The sequence below is a fragment of the Pseudomonadota bacterium genome (assembly GCA_039193195.1).
Classification (GTDB): Bacteria; Pseudomonadota; Gammaproteobacteria; order Steroidobacterales; family JBCBZW01; genus JBCBZW01.
Genome location: JBCCWS010000045.1, coordinates 24,632 through 47,968, shown reverse-complemented (window position 1 = coordinate 47,968; position 23,337 = coordinate 24,632). Strand labels below are relative to the sequence as shown.

The 23,337-nt window shown below is 59.9% G+C and carries 16 protein-coding genes; 6 read left to right on the top strand and 10 right to left on the bottom strand.

Annotation, left to right across the window (positions count from 1 at the left end; genetic code table 11):
* On the top strand, nucleotides 1–2,750 hold a 2,750-nt coding region (locus AAGA68_22850; protein ID MEM9387911.1), incomplete at its 5' end, for an RHS repeat-associated core domain-containing protein.
* Between the two features lie 140 nt (nucleotides 2,751–2,890).
* Here the strand turns inward: AAGA68_22850 and AAGA68_22845 are convergent.
* Nucleotides 2,891–3,787 (bottom strand): hypothetical protein, encoded by an 897-nt coding sequence (locus AAGA68_22845; GenBank protein ID MEM9387910.1) that lies wholly within the window; start codon nucleotides 3,785–3,787, stop codon nucleotides 2,891–2,893.
* A 432-nt stretch (nucleotides 3,788–4,219) separates the two neighbouring features.
* On the opposite strand from AAGA68_22845, the gene AAGA68_22840 reads away from it, so the two are divergent.
* Nucleotides 4,220–6,493, top strand: coding sequence for a hypothetical protein (locus AAGA68_22840; GenBank protein ID MEM9387909.1), 2,274 nt, complete (start codon nucleotides 4,220–4,222; stop codon nucleotides 6,491–6,493).
* A gap of 268 nt (nucleotides 6,494–6,761) precedes the next feature.
* On the opposite strand, the gene AAGA68_22835 is transcribed toward AAGA68_22840, so the two are convergent.
* From AAGA68_22835 to AAGA68_22815, 5 genes are all read right to left on the bottom strand, one after another.
* On the bottom strand, nucleotides 6,762–7,928 hold the full coding sequence (locus AAGA68_22835) for an alpha/beta fold hydrolase (protein ID MEM9387908.1): 1,167 nt from the start codon (nucleotides 7,926–7,928) through the stop codon (nucleotides 6,762–6,764).
* A gap of 160 nt (nucleotides 7,929–8,088) precedes the next feature.
* A complete protein-coding gene (locus AAGA68_22830) occupies nucleotides 8,089–8,727 on the bottom strand; it encodes a hypothetical protein (protein ID MEM9387907.1) in 639 nt (212 codons plus the stop codon).
* A 12-nt stretch (nucleotides 8,728–8,739) separates the two neighbouring features.
* Nucleotides 8,740–9,519, bottom strand: a complete 780-nt coding sequence (locus tag AAGA68_22825) for an MBL fold metallo-hydrolase (protein MEM9387906.1) — start codon at nucleotides 9,517–9,519, stop codon at nucleotides 8,740–8,742.
* Nucleotides 9,520–9,638: 119 nt separating this feature from the next.
* The gene (locus AAGA68_22820) at nucleotides 9,639–10,919 is read right to left on the bottom strand and encodes a HAMP domain-containing sensor histidine kinase (protein MEM9387905.1); all 1,281 of its coding nucleotides are present in this window, start codon (nucleotides 10,917–10,919) and stop codon (nucleotides 9,639–9,641) included.
* Nucleotides 10,920–10,923: 4 nt separating this feature from the next.
* Nucleotides 10,924–11,625 (bottom strand): response regulator transcription factor, encoded by a 702-nt coding sequence (locus AAGA68_22815; GenBank protein ID MEM9387904.1) that lies wholly within the window; start codon nucleotides 11,623–11,625, stop codon nucleotides 10,924–10,926.
* Nucleotides 11,626–12,683: 1,058 nt separating this feature from the next.
* Here AAGA68_22815 and AAGA68_22810 point away from each other — a divergent pair.
* Nucleotides 12,684–13,559, top strand: a complete 876-nt coding sequence (locus tag AAGA68_22810) for a MipA/OmpV family protein (GenBank protein ID MEM9387903.1) — start codon at nucleotides 12,684–12,686, stop codon at nucleotides 13,557–13,559.
* 383 nt (nucleotides 13,560–13,942) lie between these two features.
* Here the strand turns inward: AAGA68_22810 and AAGA68_22805 are convergent, their stop codons facing one another.
* Nucleotides 13,943–14,332 (bottom strand): MAPEG family protein, encoded by a 390-nt coding sequence (locus AAGA68_22805; GenBank protein ID MEM9387902.1) that lies wholly within the window; start codon nucleotides 14,330–14,332, stop codon nucleotides 13,943–13,945.
* Between the two features lie 120 nt (nucleotides 14,333–14,452).
* Between AAGA68_22805 and AAGA68_22800 the strand changes: the two genes are divergently transcribed.
* The 3 genes from AAGA68_22800 (at nucleotide 14,453) to AAGA68_22790 (ending at nucleotide 16,889) form a co-directional block, all read left to right on the top strand.
* Nucleotides 14,453–15,046, top strand: a complete 594-nt coding sequence (locus AAGA68_22800) for a TetR/AcrR family transcriptional regulator (GenBank protein MEM9387901.1) — start codon at nucleotides 14,453–14,455, stop codon at nucleotides 15,044–15,046.
* A gap of 22 nt (nucleotides 15,047–15,068) precedes the next feature.
* Entirely contained in the window at nucleotides 15,069–15,947 is an 879-nt protein-coding gene (locus tag AAGA68_22795; protein ID MEM9387900.1) for an aminoglycoside phosphotransferase family protein, read from the top strand.
* A gap of 387 nt (nucleotides 15,948–16,334) precedes the next feature.
* Nucleotides 16,335–16,889: a nuclear transport factor 2 family protein gene (locus AAGA68_22790; GenBank protein ID MEM9387899.1), complete on the top strand. Its 555-nt coding sequence runs from the start codon at nucleotides 16,335–16,337 to the stop codon at nucleotides 16,887–16,889.
* Between the two features lie 147 nt (nucleotides 16,890–17,036).
* Here the strand turns inward: AAGA68_22790 and AAGA68_22785 are convergent, their stop codons facing one another.
* The 3 genes from AAGA68_22785 to AAGA68_22775 all read right to left on the bottom strand — a co-directional run bounded on the left by AAGA68_22785 (nucleotide 17,037) and on the right by AAGA68_22775 (nucleotide 23,011).
* Nucleotides 17,037–18,092: a S41 family peptidase gene (locus AAGA68_22785; GenBank protein MEM9387898.1), complete on the bottom strand. Its 1,056-nt coding sequence runs from the start codon at nucleotides 18,090–18,092 to the stop codon at nucleotides 17,037–17,039.
* 294 nt (nucleotides 18,093–18,386) lie between these two features.
* Nucleotides 18,387–20,180, bottom strand: coding sequence for a hypothetical protein (locus AAGA68_22780; protein MEM9387897.1), 1,794 nt, complete (start codon nucleotides 20,178–20,180; stop codon nucleotides 18,387–18,389).
* Nucleotides 20,181–20,191: 11 nt separating this feature from the next.
* A complete protein-coding gene (locus AAGA68_22775) occupies nucleotides 20,192–23,011 on the bottom strand; it encodes a choice-of-anchor Q domain-containing protein (GenBank protein MEM9387896.1) in 2,820 nt (939 codons plus the stop codon).
* Between the last annotated feature and the right edge of the window lie 326 nt (nucleotides 23,012–23,337).

The window sequence follows — 23,337 nt, the reverse complement described above, 5'->3', positions numbered from 1 at the left end:
GCGCATTGGTCAAGCTGATGCTGCTAGCCAATTTTCAACGGGCTGCTAGGCATCTCATGGTCGCCCAGACCGATCAACGCGACTTCACCACCACCTACTCGTACAACGAGGTGGGGCAGGTAGTCAGCAGCACACAGCCAGACGGTTCACTCAGAGTGCTCACCCCGGCGCAGAGTATCGGCCTCGCAGACGAGGAACCCGCCCTCGTCGACCCAGCTAGCGCACTGAGTGAGCTCATCGATCCAGAGGGACGCAGCGCCAGCATGCTGACCGGGACCTTCGGCGAGCTCACACAGGCCACAGACGCTGCCGGCTTGCCAATCGCCTTGGAGAGAGATACCGACGGCAATGAGATCTCAACGCATCTACCTTCCGGATCCATCACTGATCGTATCTTCGATACCCGAGGGAACTTGATATCCCAGGTGGAACAGACGCTCAATGGGGAGACCACCGCGACCTACAGCGCGCAGTTCAGCCTGCTCACCAGCCTGACGCGGCCGGATACAGGCATCACGTCGCTCGATTACGACGAAGAAGGCAACCTCACGGCAGTCACGACGCCCGAGGGGCGGACGATCGGCACCACCTTCACGCCAACAGGCCTGATTGAAGCGCACACCGACGCTCTGGGCACTCTCGAGCGATTTGTCTACGACATTCACGAGCTACCCATCCAACGCACCTTTGGCAGCGGGCAGGCATCGCGTTCCGAGGAGGTAAGTTATACAGAGGAAGGCTACATCGACATCGGCACGGATGCCGCATCGAGACAATTTGACCTCGACTACGACACCATGGGTCGACTGACAACGGCAACCCTGCCGGATGGGCGACAGCTCAGCTACGGATATGATGCCGCAGGCCACCTGACGAGCCTCACACCCCCCGGCCGCGAAGCTTATGAGTTCGACGTCAACAACGTGGGGCTGCTCGGAGCAGAGCGATACCCAGCGGTTGTGGACGGGGGAACGAATCAAACTCGCTACACCTACAACCTGGCTCGGCAGCTTACTCGCGTGACCAGGGCGGATTCCGTTGCGATCGACTTCGCTTACGACGCCGCCGGCCGCCTTACGGGAGTGGTTCAACCCGAGGGAACGTATTCGATCGAGTACAGCGTCGCGACCGGACTCATCGCCTCGATCAGCTCGCCCGATGGTGTCACTCAGCGCCATACCTTCGATGACTCACTGCTGACACAGGTCTCCTGGGAGGGGGTCGTTGCAGGGGCTATCGGCTATCGCTACGACGCCAAAGGACGCATGGAAGCGATGGATATCGCTGGGCAGAGTTTCACCTATGCCTACAACCAGGACGATGATCTCCTGCAAGCCGGCGAACAGACCTACTCCTATGACGTAGCTTCAGGATTGCTCACGGGCACGACACTCGGCGCGATCTCCGAGAGCTATGAGTACAACGAGTTCAGCGAACTCGTTCGCCACACAGTGAGGGCGGACGGCATTACCGTTTACGACGCGCGGTACTCGTATGACTCACTTGGGCGATTGACGGATTTGACGAGCGAGATCGAAGGGGATACGACCACAGTCGCCTATCAGTATGACTCCGCGGGAAGAGTCTCTACGGTCACTGAAGACGGCACACTCACAGCTACCTACTCCTACGACAGCAACGACAACCGACTCGACCAGGGCGGAACGTACGATGCTCAGGACCGCCTGATAAGTCAGGGGGGAGCAACCTATAGCTACAGTGCACAAGGAGAACGAGTCACCAAGACGGAGAACAACCAAACCACGCGGTACGCCTACGACGCCAATGGAACTTTGATCGGCGCGACGCTGGCGAATGGGGAGCAGATTCAATATGTGCTGGACGGACAGCGCCGCCGCGTGGCCAAGCGGGTCAATGGCGTCACGTCTGCTGGATGGCTCTATGGAGCCGACACGATACACGCGGTCGCCAGGATAGACGGTGTCAATGCAGTTACTCAGCGATATGTGTACGGGAGCCGAGATCATGTGCCTGACTACGTGGATGCCAGCACCGGCCGGTACAAGGTAATTGCCGACCACCTAGGCAGCATCAGGTTGATCATCGACGCTGCCAACGGGGTCATCATTCAGCGACTGGACTACGACACCTGGGGGCACGTGCTATCGGATAGCAACCCAGGATTCCAGCCCTTCGGATTCGCCGGCGGCCTGTATGACCGAGATACTGCGCTGACGCAATTCGGCTTCAGGGAATACGATGCGCAGTCTGCTCAGTGGACGCGCAAAGACCCCACAGGCTTTCAGGGGAGTCCAAACAACCTGTACAGCTATGCTGCATCTGACCCCGTGAACCTGATAGATCCTGCCGGTGCCGAGGCGACCTCGCCCAGAACCTTGGTGGCCCGCGTACAGCAGATCAACGGCCGTACGCGACGAGGAGATGGTCGCGGCAAGATCGGCAGACTCCAGATAGATCGGGGGGACGGTCGTGGATTCCAATGTGTCGAGGTGGGCGACCCGGTCTACCTTGGCGATGTGCTTCGCACGGATGGCTCCACCCAAGCATCCATCCGCTTTCTCATGGGAGGGCGAGGAAACCTCGATATCCATGCGTCAGCGGTCATCACCGGGATGCGTGGATTCGAGGTGCTCTACTCGGATTCGGCGAGGGACTTGAACTTGTCCTTCTTCGAAAGACTGCGGTTCAACGCTCGGAGGAAGGAGCAATTGGACAAGGTAGTCCGGATCCGAACGGCTGGCGGAGTTATTGGCAGGCGAGATCGATGACGAACTCCGTGCCGTGGAATACCCCGTTCTTTTCAGCGGCCTTCCAGGCGTTCCTTAGCTACCGTAGACCAAAGCGGGCGATGCTCGGGGAGCACGTGCCTTAGGTGCTCGAAGCACGGACCATCGCACGCGACCTGTTCTCAGTTGCCGCGGCTTTCGCTTTCTAGCCAGAAGATATCGAACAGTTTGTAGCCGCCGGAACTGCCCGAAGAGCGGTCCACGAACTTGGGCACGATGTAGTCGGTGTGGGGTTGCGTATCGAAGCTCGTGCGGGGGTGAGGCGTGACCGCACCGCCCGACACGGTCATGGGGAAGCTCTTGACGACGCGCTCCTCCACCTCGACCACGAACCTGTAGTTGCCTTCCCGGGCGAGCAGTCCTTCCAGCGTGAACGCGTAGTTACCCACGGGGCTCTGGGGGGTGGCGAGGTTTCTCCTGTAGCGTCGCCACTGGCTACCGGCGATCGAAACCGGATCCTTGTAGAGGCCCACGACCTCGTCGTCGAGCAGCACGCGCACCTGGGCTTTGGGGGGCTTGCTACCCTCGGAGCCGATTTCCCGCGTGTTCGTCCAGAAGTGAAAGCTGAGAGGCTGATCGGGCTTGCCGGCCGGGCTGGCCAGGAAGGCGAGGTATTGCCATGGGCCTTGGCGATAGAAGCTCTTACCCGGTTGGAAGGGATCGCCGCTTTCCTCCACCTCCATTTGAAAGGGGAAGGAGGTGATGGGCTCGCCATCCTTGTCCACGCTCATCACGTAGCTGCCCGGCTCCCCGAGACTCAGGGTGGGCACGCCGAGGGAACCGAGACCGTCGAAGACGGGATACCCGGTCCACTTCTGCACTTGCAGGGAAGCCTTACCCTTCACAGCTCCGCTCCCATCGCGAACCACGAGCTCGTAGGTCGCATCTCCCTCAGGCGGAAAGACGAGACACAGACCGTCCGCCAAGAAGTTCCCGTTGTTCTTGTAGAAGCCGACGTCGAGCAACGAAACGAGTTCGGCCGATGGCTCTTGGGCTTGCAGCGACGAAGCCAGGAGCATGATCGCTCCGGCGAGAAGGGAAGCGCGTCGATATTGCATGGCGGTGAGCTTATCAGTGAACAGGCCGAACGGAAACGTGGAGCGGGCTACGGCCGCCAGGCGGTCTCTGGCCCTCCACAATCGAAAATCCGCGTTGACCGAATCCAAGCAATACACCACGAAGACCACGTTGAAGATGGCACGCGCGCCTCTCAGCTCTCGTCTTCCCCATGGGACATTCATAGGCGAAGGTCTCCGCAACCGGCGATGAATCATCATTGTCGAGTACCGCGTTCGGCGAGATCTTACTGGTCACTATCAACTTCTGGTTGGCGATTAACCCGAAGGTGCCCTGTTCGCCGTTATGCGAGAGTAACTGGTCGCTTTGGCCGGTGGCAGGTCTTACTAACGATTGGCAGGACCGCCGGCAATACGTTCGCTGGAGAGCCCAGAATGCATCACGATTTCAAACCATCATCGGCGGCGCTGCTGTTGTTTTCCATCGGTGCGTGGATCTCGCCGATACTGGCATCCGCAGAGCAGACCTTCCAGGTCACCTTTGGTACTCGCCTAGGGCCCGGCGAGCGGGGCATGGTTACCGACACCGGCCAGTTGCTGGTGGAAACCCACGGCGGCGACCTCGTGGTCGCCGGCGACGGTGCCTCGCAGTACACCGACACGGGCAATCACACCAAACCCATGCTCGCCCGTTTCGATCGAACGGGAGAGCTTATCTACCAGCACATTCTCGAGGGATTCGACAACTATCGGGCGACCGAACTTCGCGCCGACCCAGGCGGTGAAACTCTGCTCCTGGTCGGCCCGTCTCAACGCCTGAAGGACGGCACGCACTCGCACCCGGAGTTGGTGCTACTGGAGATCGATGGGGATGGGCGAACCACGCGCAGCAGCGCCCGACGGGTGGATGTACTCGATCCGTGGGCCGCTGTAAGAGGCAATGATGATCCTCTGGTGGATCTGCTGCTGGCCGCGATCCCCAGGGGGCTCACAGAGACGCAAGCGCGTGCGGTACTGCGAAGGCAGTACGCGTTCGATGGGCAGGGCCGTTGGCAGCGCCGCTCCGGCGCCACTTCCGCATCCCATCCCGCGATGGCTCAGGTGACAGCAACAGGCGAACTGGTGTTCCTTCAGGCCTATTCGAAGGCCGCCCTTCCAAAGGGAGTGAAGAAGATTGACCGCCAGGGTCGCCTGACCACGTTGATCGCCTTTGACGAGGAGCAGTCGCGCAGCCGGGTCGCGCTGACCACCACCCGCATCTTCCTCGTGAGTTCGCCCGCCCGGGGCCGCGAATCAACTGTGAGTGCCTATTCCATCGATGGCGACCTGCTCTGGCGACAGCGCATAGGACCGATCGACGGACAGGGACGACCTTTGCCCCTGCGTGACGATGGTCTGCTGGTGACGGGTTCATACGAGGACGTTTCTGTGCTGATCCGCCTCGACTCCGCTGGCGGGATCGCCTGGTATGAGCGTGTCCGTTCCACCAAGCGCCTGGCAAGCCTGGAACGAGCGCTGGAGCTGCGCGACGGTTCGATCGCGTTCACTGGCAGTACCAGTGGTTTTCTGGGCGGGTTCAGCTCAACGGATCACGATGCCTTTCTGGTGGTGACCGACGCCGATGCGCAGGGTCTGAGCGCCTACCAGGCGTGCCTCGCGGAGGCCTCGACCGTCGAGTCTCTGCGCCTTCAACTGGAGGCGATGACCGGACTGAGGGCCGAGCGTCGATCGGTCTACAGCCGACACGCCGCGGCGAGCGACTCACCCGAACCCGCCCTGGGCGAGCCGGTTCGCCTTGGCGCGCAATGCCCACCCGTCTCCGAGGCCCACTTCGTCGCTTTCCTTGAAGGCGCGCTGGCTTCTGCGCAGGCTCTGGCGATCGCCCGGCCGGACGAGAAGACCATGGTGTCAGTGACCGTGTTGCCTCAGCGCGTCTTCGCTGAGGAGCCCCGGGGCATGCGTGAAGTATCCGCCGGGCCGAGTGGGCGGGTGCCGCGTATCGAGGCCGGTCACCTCAGCGCCACCGATACCGTGACCTACTTCCGGGAGGAAGTGGTGCCATTCCTGCTGCCGATGCGCAAGGCCATCGGTGAGCTGGAGCAGGAGCTTGGTTGGCGCTGGTATGTCTCCAGGCATTACTCGGTTGCCCGTGGCGTGCCGAGCTTCCGGCAGCAGTTCGAGGCCCTGAGCGCAACGCTCACGGCCTTCCGGCAGCTCGATGGCGTGAGCCGAACGGCTTTGCGAGGGCGGTATCCAGAGCACATCTTCAGCATCGCCCGCGGCCCCGAAGTGCTTCATCTGTGGGGCAGAGACCGGGTGATCGTGGGGCGTGACCGCCTGGCGCACCTGTTTCCCTACCTGCTGGAGGAATTGCCGGCCCTGCGGGAGCGGATCGAGCAGATGTCCTCGGCGTTGCTCAGCGAACTGAACGTCAGGATCGCCCGGAGTGATCCGGACATCCTGCATGTAGATTACCTGGAGGCGCTTGAAGCGCTGATGGCGTCTGCCGCACAGCTGAGTGATGAGGAACGCGTGCAGGTGCGCTCGTTAGCGGTCGCGATCGATGTGAGTGCATCGCAACGGGAGCCGGTGGGGATGCGTTGCCGCCGGCGGGAGATCGCCATGCAGCTTGACGCCAGTGGTGCACTGCTGCCCTTCGTGCTGACCAATCGCGAGGTTCTCGCTGCCCAGGAGCCGCGGCGGGAGTAGGTGGCGCTTACGGCAAGTAACAGCTTACCCGTACACCCAGAACTGGGGGGGCTGATCGAAGACCAGCGGTCTACCAGCTACCCTGCTGCTTGTTGCAGTTAGTGCTGCTACATCAGCTTTCACAACAGCCAGTGCAAAGCTCTCTCGCCGACCGCCAGGTTCGTGTTCAATGATAAATGGCCCGGCACGCCTGTCCTACAGGCTTTCCGCGACGAGTCCGTAAACAGCTGAATACGCCCTTTCGACGGAACTGGCCTCCACACTACTGCTAGCGATCGCGCACGTGAAGCTCGTTGTCGCGCAGAAACTGAAACAGCAGTGCTGCAATCCTTCGGTTATTCAGATCAGAGAACGGAAAGTGAGTGTTACCGGTAACTCCAATGTCGGGGAGCACCACCACCTGCGCGTTACCTCCGAGTTCGTTAACGCGGTCCGCAAACTCAAGCGACATCAGCAGTACCAGCCCCCAGAAGAACTCCGCTTGGGAATTGTTGACGAAGTCGAAGGGATCGAAATCAACAGGGTCAGGGATGTAGTCACCAAAGACTATCTGGATTGGCCTCGTGGTCAATGACATGAAGTCATCAAAAGGCACTTCCACAGGATCGTTAAATCCGAACAAGGGCGTATCGTAGACTTCGCCCTCGGGAATCACAAACTGCGTAGGTTCGTAGGCCACTATCGATCTCACTCTCTCGTTGCCAATCGCAGTCAACCAACCGCGTCGACCAGCGGCCGAATGAGAAATTAGAATCGCATCGCCGATACGATCAAATAGCTCAGAGACGACTGCAGCATCGCGCTCTTCGTCGTCCGGGTCTGCACTTGGCACACGTTGCCTGAAGTACTGCTCAAGGGAGGCGGGATCTTGAGGAAACTGCACTCCAGGAAAGTAGTTTGGGTCATCGCCGATCCAGTCTCCTACACGGAATACATTGAACGACTCTTGATCTGACGGTACGGCACCCACAGATGGCGCCTCATTGCTACTGACTTGCGTTGTGTTGATCTCCGTCGTGTTACTCGCGCCCGCTCGCCCCGGTTGGTCTATCACGTAAGTGGAAAACCCACGCCGCAGAAACAGTGTCTTGAATCCTTCACGTCCGTCGGGGGTGGACTCCCACGTTCTCGAGAACTGCCCATCACCGTGCCACATCACAAGCGGATATTTTCTGGCCTGAACGGGAATCTGGTACTGAACGTACGCGTGGTCGCCGTGTAGCGTCTGGCCGTCCGGGAGGGGAGGGCTGAAGGGATCTACCAGCGTCGGAAAGAAGCCCGGCGCCTGAATCACTTCGCCCCCCACAGCAAAACTCCCCTGAGTGTCCAACAAAATGGGCCTGTTGACGGAGAACCGGTCCTCCGCCTGGAGGACCGAAGAAAACACGAGCGCTGCGCCCGCAAGAAGCAGCTCAACGACTTTTGAACGTCTCATGACATGTGCCTGCAATGATCTGGAGTTGCTAGCCTGCTCAGGTCTCATTGCTGCAGGTTTTCTGGTATATGAAGGAATGTGTAGCGAATGGCCGCTGGCCTCGACGGTCGGACGGAGACAGCCAGAAGGCCACTCCACCACGCATGCGCCCGCTTGCGAGCTAATTTGGCGGAAGGAACTGCAGCTCTTCGCTGGTGCTCATGCCGCTAGAATCACGCGGGCAGAGGCGTAGTACGATGTCCCAATTGAGGACGGCGAACCAGATCAGCATGAAGGTAGCTCCGACCCCTGTCGTGACGTCAGTGACTTCGAATGGCTCGGTGAGCAACCGATGGGCAGCGATGTAGAACCCCCCGAGTAAGCCAACTTGCACGTACCCGCACAGCGCGTTGTCGATCGCGGCCCTATCGCTGCGCCAGATGGCGCACAGGTGAGCCGTCGCGACACTAGCAATGTAGAAGTGAAGTGGTGACACCCAGGGGATGTACCAGTGCCACTCGCTGTAATCCAGCTCCTGCACGATCATGCTCTTCAAAGCCACCGCACCCGCATTCAGCACGAGGAAGCACTGAGTAAAGTAGCCCAGCGCTAGCGTGTAGCGGACGATTCGATGACCCTCTTCGAAGAAGCCGTTTCGGTGAAGGCGCCTGTACAGGACGAGAAACAAAGCCACAGAAGCGAACGTCATCAGAGGGAGAAATGCACTCGCTTCAAAGAAGCCCGTACTGCGAATCGCAAGAAGCAACGGCGCAAGCGCCCGGCCCAAGGCGTTAGAAAATTGTAACGGTTCAGCGTTCATGTCCCTGCTCCCTCAAGCGTGCGCGCGAGGCGTCGGCGCACGGTCGAACGCCCAGGTTACGCCTGGCGGAACGCGTACCACGTCGGGCGAATCGTTGCTTACCGCCGCGGCTTCCGCGTCATCGCCCGAACTCCTAACGCGAATAACCCCAGGAATGTCCGGATGGGCATCGTGGATTACGAAGAGTGCCCTTGCCCCAAGGATCTTCGTCGCATGCACTGCCTCCTGCCCACTCATCACAAGCTTGACGAGCCCCATTAGATGAACGGCGTTGACCGGCAACAGCGCCACGTCGACCTCGCCATGCCGAGCGCGATACGCCGCCAAGGGAGCAATATCCCGTGCTTCCCCACCAAAGAAGACCGTGTTATCACCGAGTCGAAGGGCGTAGTTGTTGACGGTCATTCCGGCCATCTTATGGGCTTGAACCGATCTGATGGACAGGTCGCCCAACCTCCGGATTGCACCCCACTCCAAGACCTCCACCCGGTGGAACCCAGCTCTGCGCGCCCCCCTTGCTTGTTTGCTCATGGCGACGAACACGCGCACATCGTCTTTGTTGTACTTGTAGTCGACAAGGCTCTCCATCTGCCAATGATCGATAACACAATGGCACCCAATAATTGCTGTAATCGGTGGGAGTTCAGTAACGGAGAGCCCAACCGGCTCGTTGATCCCCACCATCTTGTAGTTAATGAAATAGGGATCGGTGAGTATGGCGTGCTCGCCAATCTCGATCAGGGCACAGGCGTTGTTGATCCGAGTGAGTCTAACGGTAGGTGGCTCTAGCATCTTGCGGCTCCCTTCGAGGCGAAGTTCTACTGTGGGAGGCAGTGTGCTTGAGCTCTATTTCTATCGTTTCTCGGGTCGCTTAAGAAATGTTAAGTAGATTGTCGGCCAGACATCTTCACCTACGCCAAATCGTGGCGTTTACGGTCAGCCCCAAACACCACGCTGACCTTTGATATCGGGCGATTCTCTATTGCAACGAACGCCCCATGGTAGGAGGCGATCCGCTCGACAAGCGGCAGACCGAGCCCATACCCTGGCACATTCTGCTTCCCATTGGCGCGATAGAACGGCTGAAAAACCATCTCCTGCTCAGCGGTCGGAATCCCATCACCCTCGTCCGCAACCGTCAGATAGGTCACCTGCCTGACCTTACGTACCTCAACAGTGACAGGGGCCTTACCATGAGCGAATCCGTTGTCAATAAGGTTGCGAAGTAGATGTTGAAGCATACGACGGTCACCGCTGACTTCCGCTTCTGCAGTGCCGTTGAGCTCACAATTCTGATAGCGGATACACTCTTCCGCCGCAAGGGCGGTCAGATCGACGTTTTCACAGGCATCTTCGGTCTGAAGCCCAGTATCAAGGCGGGTCATTAGGATGAGTTCGTCGATAAGCTCATCAAGCTCTCGTATATCCGCTTGAAGCGCCTCGCGGCGTGCCTCGTCGTATCTCGTCTGAAGCAGCTCGATGCCCAGTCGGATGCGCGCCAGCGGCGTTCGAAGCTCGTGCGAGGCGTTAGCGAGAAGCAAGCGCTGCGCTGTCATGAGACCTTCGATTTGCTCCGCCGAACGGTTGAATGCAGCCGCTAGCGCAGCCACCTCGTCGTCTCCTTTTGCGCTTACGCGAGCACTAAAGTCTCCGGCACCGATCTGCAGCACCTGTTTTTGAAGCTCTTCCAAGCGCTTTGTGATTCTGCGAATGAACTGGTACGACACTGCAGCGATAAAACTCGCCAGCAGGAACAGGGTGGAAACGAAGCCGACCGCATCACTTGGTACCGCCAGCCGATGCAGATTGATCACTAGCACTCGGTTATCCGGCAATCTGGTCGTCCATTGAGTCTGTCCTTTCGAAGGCTGCCATTGGTTCACACTAGGCAAGTCACCGGGGAGGCTCGCAGCCTGTCCTCGCACGGCAAGCAGCTCACCATCAGGGGACCACATGGTTAGGTCCAAATCGAGGCTGTTTCCAATCCGATGGATTGCCTCGACTTGTACTGCAAGATCGGCATCGGCAGGGGGCAGCAACAGCATGGCAAGTGTGCTGGTCTTCTGAAACAGCTCACCCTCGTACTCATCGTGCCCGGTCGTACGCCAGAGCACAGCTGCCACACTTGCGAACACGAAGAGACTACCTGCCAACACGAACACGAGTTGGAGATAGAGGCGGCGCTTGATCACCGACTCAGTCTTGGCTCTTTGCAAAAACGTACCCCGCGCCCCTCACGGTGATGACGCGGCGTGGGCGCTTTGGGTCGTCTTCAATCTCGGCGCGGATGCGCGAGATATGAACATCGACTGCTCTATCGAACACTTCAGCCCCATCCCCTTGAGTATTGGTAAGCAAGTACTCGCGTGACAACACTCGGCCGGCGGCCTGCGAGAGTACGTCGACGATCTGGAATTGGTAGGCGGTCAGATCACATCGTCTACCGTCGAGTCGTATCTCAAACGCCTCGCGATCTACCTCGAGGCGACCGAAGCGAGCCACAGCATCGGAACTTGCGGCGCGACCGCGGCGCAAGACTGCTCGCAACCGGGCTAACAGTTCGCGCGGCTCGAACGGCTTGGGGAGGTAGTCGTCCGCTCCCATCTCAAGACCAATCACCCGATCAAGGGGATCGCCCTTAGCCGTCAGCATGAGCACGGGGATGTTATCTCGAAGGCGGAGCCGGCGACACACCTCCAAGCCCTCGATGTCGGGCAGCATCAAGTCCAGCACAACGGCATCGAAAGGACGCCGACTGTGCAGATCAAGTCCATGGTGACCATCCAACGCGACGTTTACCTCGAAGCCGTTCTCCGATAGATACTCGCTAACCATCTCTGCCATTCGCTGGTCGTCATCGATCACGAGGATTCGGTTTGCAGTTTTCGACGCAAGCATAGCGACCGTCCGAGTGATGACGTCTTCTGGCACAGAGATCCTCCAAGGGGGGGTGTAGCTTGGCCCTCTAGTGTGTACGCCGTTTCTCCGGAATATTAAGAAGTATGAAGGTCAGTCGCATCGTTCCAGTGTGCACGATCAGATCATGTGCCTGTTTGTGGTAGGACAATGCGGAGCACTCAGCAAAACGATCATCTGTCCAGTGCTTCAGAGAGCGTGATACTACTCAACCACGATGAGCTCCCACTCGATCCGGCCACCAGCCCCGCTTCGCGTCGCCATCAAATCTGCGGGAGTAGTGCAGATGTAGTAATCGCTATCGTAGCGGCATCGTCCAAAAGAAGCTGGTTTTGGGAAGATCGTATAGGACCTAGGTCTGGCTTCCGGACGCTCAGCTGAGAACTGACCTCTCCGTCCAGTCCAAAGCGTACATCGAGCGGCGCCATCCCGGAGTCAGCGAACTCACTGGTCGTCTCCATAAGACCTGGGACATCCCGCTCGGAGTGAGTCGACCAGACGGTGCGTCCTGACAGTTCCCGATGTTACACCTCAATTCGACCATCGAGTGCTCTTGTCGACAAGCATCGCGCAGCCACCGGAGCCAAGACTGAGGATATCTCGTCAGCGCCCATGAGATCACTTGCGCAGAGGCAACACCCCGCCAACAAGACAGCCGCTAGGGTCCTTAGCGCGAGCCAAGAAGATGCGAGCAATGCCCGGATCATCCATCTCTATCTCAGTGGCGCGCAATGACAATCACTGTCAATTTCGCACTCTCCATTGGGTCAGGTACAGCTTCGCTGCCTTCCGAATGCACAGTTTGGTTTTCGATTGTGTTGCTGATTCGCCTGGCGTACGAACAAGTGTGAAGGCCTGCGCAGCGGCAGCCCAACGCAGCCCCTCGGGGGCAACCGCCTCACTACACCACTGCCCCGCGAGCGAGTCGACCACTACAGCGATGACCCATCTCTGTCCAGCAGTCACTTCTGCTATCGACCAACCTGTTCGTCGAAACTGTACTCCTTCATATTCCTTAACAAATCAGACAAACCGGAGCAATGGGGGCTCGTCATGGTGTGGAAAACCCACATCGATCTGAAGGCACTCTCATGACTCCACGAATGGCCCCCCTACTTTCAACATGCCTTATCTTGGGGTTGCTTTCACTTGCCGCGGCCCACGCCCAAGACAACCGTGAAACACAACCTGACTGGCAGTTCTTTGTGTCTGCAGGAGCCTTCGTCTCGCCAACCTATCTCGGCGACGATAGTTATCAGGTCAGCGTATTCCCTAATCTCGCAGTCCAGTATAGGAATCGATTTCGAGCCTCCCTGCTAGAGGGGATGACCTATTCCCTATTCGATAACAACGGACTTAGCGCGGGCCCAGTCGCCCGATTCAACTTTGGGCGCGATGAAGACGGCAGCAACCCTCTCGGCATCGGAGGAGAGACGACTGATCTAGTCGGCTTCGGCGATATCGATTTCACCGTGGAGGTCGGCGCCTTCGTAAAGTACCGCCAACAGCGGTTTAGCGCTGCCCTTGAAGTGCGCCAAGCGGTAAGTGGGCATGACGGCCTCGTGGGCGAGGCCGAGGTGAAGTACAACGGAACGTTCGAACTTGTCGGCAAGCGCGCATTTTACTCTGTGGGTCCGGAGATCACCTACGGAGACGGGGCATTTAATAGCGCCTTCTTCGATGTGAATCCCGAACAATCCGACGCCTCGGGCCTTCCGGCCTATGACGCTAGCGGTGGCCTCAACGCAGCCGGTGTCCAGGCGTTACTCCTACTACCGCTCACAGGGAAGATGACGCTCACAGGCTTTGCCGGACTCAGCAGCCTGCTTGGTGAATCCGCTGACTCTCCACTCGTCCAACAACGAGGTAGCGAGACCCAGGGAATCGGTGGCGTGTTCTTCAACTATCGCTTCTGAGGAACGCCCACTGCAATGGAGCTGCTGGCCAATGCGAGTGCACTATTGTGATCGGACCCCATCGCAGACCGCGACTTATTGGATGAAATAGGCCACAGCCGCACTCTGGGGTATAGATCTGACAAGCCGAACGGAGGATCACACACCGCAGCGTCGATTCGCTCACAAGTGCCGCCGGCAAGGGTGCCGTATCGCGCACGGCCGAAGGCTACCTTTACTCTGCAATAGCCGTTGCGTGCGACCAAACAGCCACCCAGTGGCCGTTTTTCACCTCATAGGTATCGATATGCCAGAACCGCTCCGGCGCGAACGCAGTAGCAATCTGGGTCGCGGTGGCTGCGAGATGGTTGTAGCACGCCCTTGCGCAACGCACGAGGGCCTCCCTACGCAAACAGATCTGCCAATACGACCAGAATTCCTGTCTGCCCACCTTGCCAGCACAAGGGACGCAGACCGATCGGCCCCCATGCGTAGGCGGGAACGTAGAGCACACGCGAAACGACGAAAATCCAGGCGCCGTAGTCGCTTATCCGGCTGGGCTCTCCTGCGAGATGAACCAGAAACACCGCCGCGAAGAACTGCGGAATGATCTCCAGTAAGTTCCGATGCGCCCGCACGAGTCTCCCGCTGACTCCGGTCACATGGAAGGGCCTGTCACGAGGGCCCGCCACCCAGGCGCCGCCCGCTTGCCTTAGCGTAACAACGCTTTGCACGCCAACTTGCACCATGGCCAGCACCAACGTTGCAAACACCGCCCACAACACAGAGGTCATCAGAGTCTCCGACAGATCGCAGCTCAGCTAGTACTTCTGAGTACCAGGTGCGCGAAGAACACTTGCGTAGCATCCAACTATATGGCTATTTGGCGATTCTGGTCAAAGTAAGGAGCTTCGATGCCACGAGCATTTCACCCACACGAAGAAGAGGCGATACGCGCGGCCCTGCGCAGCACCGGCAAGGAGCTCTTCGAGAATCGCGGCGTCGCAAAAACCAGTATCGAGGAGATCACGCGGCCCGCGCGTATTGCGAAAGGCTCCTTCTACAAGTTCTACCCATCGAAGGAGGCACTGTTCTTCGAACTCCTCGAAGGCGTGCAGGACGAGGTTAGAGCTCCGCTGGTGCGGGCTGCCCCCAGCACCAAGAAGGCGACGCGCCGGCAATTCGAGATCCTACTGCGAGAGGTGCTGGCATGCCTGCGAAAGGAGCCGATCATGCGTATCGTCGGGAACACAGACGAACTCATGCAACTCGCACGGCGGGTGCCGCCGGAGTTGCTGGCTCGGCATCAGCAACGTGATCAGGAGTTCATCCGGACCGTCGTAGCGCGATGGAACCAACGATCGCGCAAACCGCCGACGGAGAAGGTGGCTGCCCACTTCTCCCTACTGTTGATGATCCAGCACAATGAGACCCTGCTCGGGGATAGACTATATCCCCACGCTGAGGATGCGATCGTCGCCAGCTTCTCATCTTGCTTCTTCCCCTAGGGACAGCTAGTCAAACCCGCTGATGGAGAGGCTTCAGATCGATGAGTCATTGGTACGCTCACTGCTCGCGCAGTGCCCCGAACTGAGCGGAGAATCGATCCAGCTGGTCGGGCACGGTTGGGACAACGTGATCGTGCGTGTCGGGTCTACGCTGGCATTGCGATTGCCGTACCATCCAACGGCGGATGAGCTGATCCTGAAGGAACAGCAGTGGATACCGGTACTCGCCCCTCACCTCCCGCTCGCCGTACCGCTGCCCGTCCACTGCGGCAAGCCCCAAGGTAGCTACCCGTATCACTGGACACTGCAACGTTGGTTACCAGGCGTTACTGCGAACGTAAGCGTACCCGCCGCAGACCAGGCGGGGGTTCTTGTGCACTTCCTACAGGCACTCCACCGCCAACCTCTGCCGAGCCACCCACCGCGGAATCGTCTTAGAGACTGCCGTCTCGCGGGGAAGGATCCTGCTGTACAGAGTCGACTTGTTACGCTACGGGAGAGTGGCGTGTCCGTGTCGCCAGCAATCGAGGCTATCTGGCGCAGGGGGCTCGCGACCGCCATAGATGTACCGAGATCACTCATCATGGGTGACTTGCACTCGCAGAACGTGCTGGTGCGAGACTCGAAGCTTGCCGCCGTGATCGATTGGGGGGATCTATGCGTGGGTGATCCGGCGACGGACCTGGCAAGCATTTGGTGTTTGTTACCCACCCCTGCCTCACGACAGGTTGCGCTAACGGAGTACGCGGCCACAGAGTCAACGATAGCGCGAGCGATGGCTTGGGCGGCCTTCTTCGGGCTTGTCTTCGTTCACAGGGGTTTGGCGGGATCGGCGGCATCTAAGGTCATCGGCCATACCATCCTGCGCCGCTTGCGGGAAGACGACCCATCGACTAGCTAAGGCGGGGCTCGAGCCGGCTTGGTGAGCGTACTGCACCTGAGCGCCCTAACAGTTATCGGTATCCCCCTGCGATGGGCCCCACAGCATGATTGGGCTTCCCTCAGGATCCTTGAGGCGCGCGAAGCGACATTTTGGAACGTCGCTGGGTATTCGACGACCATTCTGTCTCGCCGCAGCTCTTCGATGAGCTCCTCAAGATCGCGAACCCGCAGGTTCTTCCTCCAAAGACACACCGGTGTATGACCATGAATCTGTTTTGGTCAAATAGGTTGCAACAGAAGCAGTTGAGGACTACGATTCAGTGGCAACTCACCAACCGAGAGTTCGCGAGCAGGAGCGAATTTGCATGGCGAGGCGCTGCCGGGCTCACCATCAGGGAGAGATCGCATGAAGTATCCGATCGCTGGGGTCGCACAAGGACTGCAGGTCACAGTCTACTTTTGCTTACCGTGGCTACTGTGTTTGAGCTTGAGCGTGGGCAACCTGGACGCCCAAGCGTTGGATGCTCAACCCGCGGAGGTGTCCACTAGCCAAGAACTCGGAGTCGCCTATCTTGATAGCGTCTACTCCTTTCGGTTCGAGGAGACCAAACGCCTGCTGAGTGCGGACGCGGAGTTCCGCGATGAGTCGGCCACGGCATTGCAAGGAAGCGTGGTCGGCGCCAGAGGGGCGGAGGCGATTGTGGAGCTCTTCCGTGCAGGTGCGGCCGCACTGAGGAGGGCTGACTATACTATTGAGCGCTCATTCTCGAACGGGTCACAGCTCGTCTTGGTTATCGACTATGAGGCGGAGATCGACAGGGCATCCATGGGAATGGGCCAAGGCTATGCGAGCATCAGGGTGGCGGCAGTGACTGTTCTGGTGATCGAAGACGGACGCATCGCATCGCACACGGACTTCGTCGACTACGCGTCGCTTCTACGCCAGGTACAGCGTGACTGACAACTTCACGGACCTTGTGACCGAGTGATTTCACATCGCAGTACTGCCCAGCTGCCTGCTTCAATGTCGAAAGCCCCGTGCCTGTCTCGGCAAAGTAGACACACCAGGGATCCGTAGCAGTGGTAAGTGGCGAAACGTGCGTTCGCCTCACTTGTTTCGCCCTCGAAGATCAGTCAGCGCCTCGTCGAGGATCGTATCTCGCATGAGAGCAGCATCCATTGGCGTGATGCTCACAAGCTTATCCGGGGCTAGCCCGATCCCCTCAAAGGTAGTCCCGTCTGGCTGGTACTCCACCCACCGCGAGACCGTATAACGCCATCCGTTTCTCGCCGTTCGTGAAGCGGGGTTTGCCGATGCGCCTGCGGTGTAGTCTCCGATCACTCGCACCGTCGGAAGCGTCCGCAAAGCAAGCACGAGCGACTCGGCGCTACTCGCAGTACGTCGATTGACGAGAACTGCAACCGGTCCGTCATATAGCTGAGGCGGATTCGGACTCGTGCTACTTTCAATAAACGGACCGAAATCATCGTGAAGGGGGCCATCGCGGAAGCGAACACGCCGATAGACTGTTGACGTTCTGGTAAGTCGCCCCATAAGCGCTTCACCGTTTTGGTCACTGCCGCCGCCGTTGTGGCGCAGATCGATCACCAGACCCAGGACAGGACCAAGCTCCTCAAGGACCAGCTCCAGGTCGTCATCGAACCCGCTACCGGCGAGACTACCTATGTGTACATAGGCGACTCCTGGGGCCACGAGACCGTACGTGAAGCCCGCCTGAGGACTTAGCCTCTCCGATCCGCCAAGATAGCTTGCCGAGATGATGCCCTTGTCGAAGTTATCAGGATAGACATCGTACCAACCCGTGTATCTACTTGTGCCGAACGGCGTTGATAGCTCTACGTGGGCGTCCTGTAGCTCAAGAAGCAATGCAGAAATGACTTGGTACGCCTCCAAGTCTGAACTACCCACGGTAAGCTGGGCTCGATAGGCATCGCCAAGCCCCTGCCAATCGATTCCCTTCAGCGTGAAGAAGGAATAGTTCCGGTCGAAATCCGACCAGACTTCATCGAATACATCGAATGCACTCGTATCGGCGGACGGACTTCTTCCCGAACCACTATCGCCGCCGCAGCTAAGCAGCGAACACACGCATAGAACAAGAACCGACGATATGATACGTCGCAGTGCGATAGGTGATCTCATCCGTGAGCCTCAGTGCCGATAGAGCTGACGTCGCCTCTTCGAGGTAGAACTCCGAGCCAACGTTCTCGCTACATCCGACAGCTACAAATCCCGACGACCGGCAAATGGTGCTATGCAGACTCAGCAGGGTTTCATAGCCGCCCGAGTGTCGCTCGATGGTACCCGCGAAACCACTACCTCCGTGGGCCGGCCGCGATAGCCTGACCCGAAAACGCGGCGGGCCGAGTGGGGCGACGAGGAACTCACCATTATCGTACGGGACAGCGCCCGCGTGAGACTTCCCTACAAGCGTGCCTAGCGGTCGCGGAACCAGATCAGGTCACCGCCAGTCCCATCGTCGTCCTGATCGATCATCAGCACATCCTGGCCGTCCGCCAACAGTCGAAAGAAGGAGGAGCATGCCTGCGGAATCATGATGGGCTCGTCCCACACGGCGTTGCTGAACAGCCTGGAGACCATGCCGCCCTCTCCTCTGTAGGCGGCGAGGGCCGTGCCGTCCGCACGCGCAGCCACACGCGTGCGCGAGGAGGAGGCACGCTCGCTGATCTGCAGCTGAAAGGCGGGGTCCCAGAGATCGCTGGCAGCGTCGTAGCGCAGGAGCGTCCTCAGGTTCACGCTCGTGAAGCGATCGAAACGGGTGTAGATGAAGAACACATCGCCGTTCGGCGCTACGTCCGTGTTCGAGAAATTGCGAAAGTCACCATCCTCGTCCCGGTGCACCTGCACCACAGACGGCAGACCCCACTGCTCGTCCTCATAGCGAATGCCCTTGAGGATCCAGAGCGCCTGGTCCGTGTTGGGAAAGAACCGGGAGTCGTAGAACAGCGTGGTGAGGGCGCCGCTCTCGTCCATCACAGGAGGCGCGATATCGCCGAGTCGGACAGGGACGCCGGGGGCTGCCTGCGCCGGCGCAAAACCCTGCGCCGGGGACAGGAAGCGTCGCGTAAGGAGCAGCGCTCGATCCGGTCGACTAAGCGAGTACACGGCCTGGATATGCCGGCCATCGCTACTGGCGACGATGGCACCGTTGCTCGCGGTTTCTCCCGGGGGCGAGATGAAGAAGGGCGAGCTCCAGCGCCCCGTGTTCACGTTGTACACGGCCCCGACGAATTCGAGCGAAGACAGGCGCTGGTTGAGGCCGGCGACTAGATTGCCTTGCTCGTCGGCGACCAGCGTGACCGGATCACCAAAATTGATAGGAAAGCCTTCGAACACGGGTACGGGCTCCTGCCAGCCAAGGTCAGGCAGGTAGCGGATAGCCAGAATGTCGTTCGTGTCGCGGTCTTCGCCAACGAGCAAGGTGATCCGATCCTCATCGTCAATCACCATCGCCAAGGCGGAAAACACCTCGGCGGTCGAGTCGTAGATCGTCTGCGTGTCGGTCCAGGCGCCCTCGCGGCCCAGGGACCGCACCTCGTAGAGCGACGCGGTTCCTGGGAACTCGCGTCGCCCGATGGCGACGACAATGGCCTGACCCGTACTGTCGAACACGGCCTGCGCCGCCTCCATTCGGGTCACATCGATATCGTCGGCAGGCGGCTCAATGCGGAAGGGCTCGCCCCACCCGTAATCGGGGGCAGGCACGGGTTCGAAGCGAATGGCGTCGATGTCCCCGGTGCTTTCCTGGAAGTCCACTGAGCTCACGCTGAAGGAGGTGATGATCTGACCGCCCATTGCTTCGGTCAGGTCGAGGAATCCGTCGAGGGCGTTGACCTCGACCACGCCAAGAAACACACCGTTGAACTGCGCAGCTACTTCGAAGAAGTGGCGGCTATTACCATTGAAGTCGATGATCACGCTCTGCGCGCCGCGTGGCAGGCCGAATTCGAAGAAGGCGCTTTCACCAGCGTCGAAACGTTTGTCGTTCGCGCCGCCGAGCACACCCAGGCCGCCGGCATTCCCTTCGAGAATCCCTAGGCCAGGGTCGGCGCTCACGGTAAGTGCACCTTCCGTGTACTCAGGCGCATCGAAGGTGCCGATGTTGCGAAAGTCCACCACCTCCTCGGCATGCACGGAGAGCGGCAGCGCCAGGAAGACTACGGTGGCGATCGCCCCCTTCGCATAGATCGAGTGGTCAGCGGCGTGCATGTTGGCGTACCTCACTGGCGGTTACCGGGGCCGGAGTCGGCAGGTGCTTCAAAAGCGCCGACGTCACAGTCTGCGCCCACAGGTCTGGGACTGCGGCGCTGGTCCACGCCCACGGCGTTACCGTCGAGGAGCACGCAGGTGCCCGCATCGATGGCAGGACTCAGGGGATCCAGGGCGAGGGTCGGCGTGGGTCCGCCGTTATCTCCAAGGGGTAGCAGCAGGGGGTCCGTGCCAGGTTGATCGGTTTGCTGATCGAGGCGACAGCTGCCGTCGCCATCAATGTTGTGGCCGAAGGAGTTTTGATTTGCCTCCAGCGCATAGCGGCAGTCACCGCCGGTATTCAGCGCAATGATCGAATTGAGGATGCGCACGGGCGGGGTGTTGTCGCTATCGAGTCCGCCGCCAGCCGCGGCACTGTTATTCGCCACCGACAGAAACGCCAGCTCGGCCGTGGCACCGGACTCCACGGCAATGGCACCACCGTCGCCGAGGGCAGCCTGATTGTCCGCGAGTGTGCTGTTCAGCAGGAACACATCGGCGCCCGACTCCACCCACAGGCCGCCGCCATTGCCAGCACCGTCAATCCGGTTGCCAAGCACTGCGCAGCGATCGAGGGCCAAGAAATCATCCACCCACAAACCTGCTCCCTCGCCGAGATCTCCGCGAGCAATGTTGTTCTCGATCAACACGTCGTCTATTCGCCCGACCGCGTTCTCCAGGTAAAAGCCGCCGCCCCGCGCGATGGCACCCAGGTTGACTGCGCGGTTGCCAATGACGCGCGAGTCACTGAGAAATAGCTCGCCGCCATCCATGGCGATGCCTCCGCCGCGTTCTGCCTCGTTGTCGGTAATGGCGACGTCGCCGAGGATCAACCGATCGCCGCTAGCAAACACGCCGCCACCGATCTCCGCCGATCCCCCGCGGAGCGTCATCCCGGAGAGACTGAGTGCGTCGGTGGCGCGAAAGACTCTGCTGCGCCCACCCGCATCAATGGTCAGCTGATCAGCGCCCGGCCCGAAAATGGTCAAGGGACGGTCCACGAGGAGTTCCCCGCTGGTGAGGTCGATGAAGGCGGGCGTGGCCAGGTCGAAGGTGATGTCCGCCGGCGAGCAGGCGATGCGCAGGGCGCGTCGCAGGCTGCCGGGACCACTGTCCGCGGTACTCGTGACCGGCGGCGCCGTGACGCAGGTGGTGAAGGTGAAGCTGTCCTCGCGAAGCTCTGCCTCACCCGCGCGGCGAACGCCTGCCACATTGGTGATCTCCACGTTTGCCTGCGTCTGCGGCAGAATCAGCACTGGTACCGTCAGGCTAGCCATCTCGTTAGTGCCGAGGCGTACATTGCCGGCGAGAATTGGAAGATCACCCGCGGTCTGGGCAAGCTCCGCGTCCGCTTGCGGCGGCGTCAGGGTCACGGGCCCTGCCAGCACCACTTCGGCGGGCAGCACATCGGTCACCACGATATCCTCGGCGTCACCAACGCCTCGGTTCGTGATGCTGATGCGGTAGTCGATGCGCGCACCTGGTAAGGGCGTGCCGAGCCCGAGGCCCTTGTCGATGACCAAGTCAGCCGCCCGCATCTCGCGCGCACCGATATCGCACCCATCGATGGCGTTGGGCACGTCGGTAGCATCCACGGGGCGTGGCAGCCCTCGGGCGTCCTCCGTGATGGGGGCGCCATCAACCCCTATGCAGATCCCACCGTCGATGGCGCCGCTGCCCGACTCCAGGGGGTAGGTGGGGATGGCACCGATGCGGTCGAGTGCACCGACCTCCGCGTCCTCCACTAGCTGATCGCCTGGGCCCGTAAAGTCGCAAATGGAGTCGTCCGTGAGGTTGTAACCAATCGAGACGACTCGGCCACGACAGTCGTCACCAGAGCGACCGTTGTTCGCCAGCAGCGTATTGCGCAAGGTGGTGATGCCCTCATCGGTGCGCAGTAGCTGAGAGTTCGATCCGCTAGCGTTGTCAGCGAGCGTGACGTGGCTCAAGGTGACGGCGCCGGCCACGTTGTTAATGGCAGAGGTAAGCTGAAAGCCCGCGAAGTTCTCGGCAATTGTGGTGTTCACGATCTCCACGGTGCCCGAAAGAACCAGGATGGCGCCGGCCCCGATCCGCGCGTCCGTGCCCAGAGACTGGTTGCCGATGATGGCGCTACGCTCGATGAGCACGTTACCAGTAACGTTATAGAGCATGCCGCCACCGCCCGCCCCCTGCACGAGGTTGTCCTCGAACAAGCTGTCGCGTATGACGAGCTCTCCGCGATTGACGATGCCGGCACCGCTGCCCGCGTTATCGTTGTTCAAGGGGCCGGCCTTGTTGTCGCGTACGGTCACGCGATCGAGCAACAGCACGCCGTCGTTCACGATACCGCCACCCGTAAGGAAGGCCGTGTTGTTGGCCACGGTCACGTCCACCAGGCGCAGCGACCCACCGTTGATGATGCCCCCGCCGCTCGTGTCCGTGTTGCCGCCGAAGACCGTCATCCCAATGAGGGTGACCGTGCCGGCCCCTACCTGGATCACGGACCCGGGGCCCTGGCCGTCGATCGTCAGCAGCTCCTGCCCGGGACCGAGCACCACGAGCGATTGGCGGATACGCAACGGGCGCTGCAAGCCGATAGTCGCAGGCGTGGGCAGATCAAAGTTGATAGTGCCACCGGGGCAGACGAGATCTACGGCCTGACGCAGGGAGCCAGGCCCTGCGTCCGCCGTCGTGGTCACGGTGAGGCCATCCTCACACTCCTGGGCGCGAGACGGGTTGGCAGCGACGACGCTTGCCAGGATCAGACTGTAGAAGGCGAACGCGAGCGATCGCTGTGAACGTGAGTGCATGGAGCATCCTTGCTACGGCGGTTTCGTGTTCCTGGCGCTGGTGCTTAGTAGTAGAGACCAGCAACGCGCCAGCGCTACTTCTTCTTGTCGGGCGCGTACTACTCTTTCCGAGGCGAGTATGCGCGCTCGTCTATCTCCGGCACAAACTTACTTCAGCGAGTCAAGCACGCTGCACAAGCAGCACACGCAAGCACCGCGGCGCTAACGATGCGGAGCTAGAAGTGCCACACACTCAACTTACCTGACAAGGAAGTGTCAATCGAAATTGCCGAATACAGCCTTCGGCAAAACCGAATCCACCACTTCCGAAAACAGAAAGTGAGCCT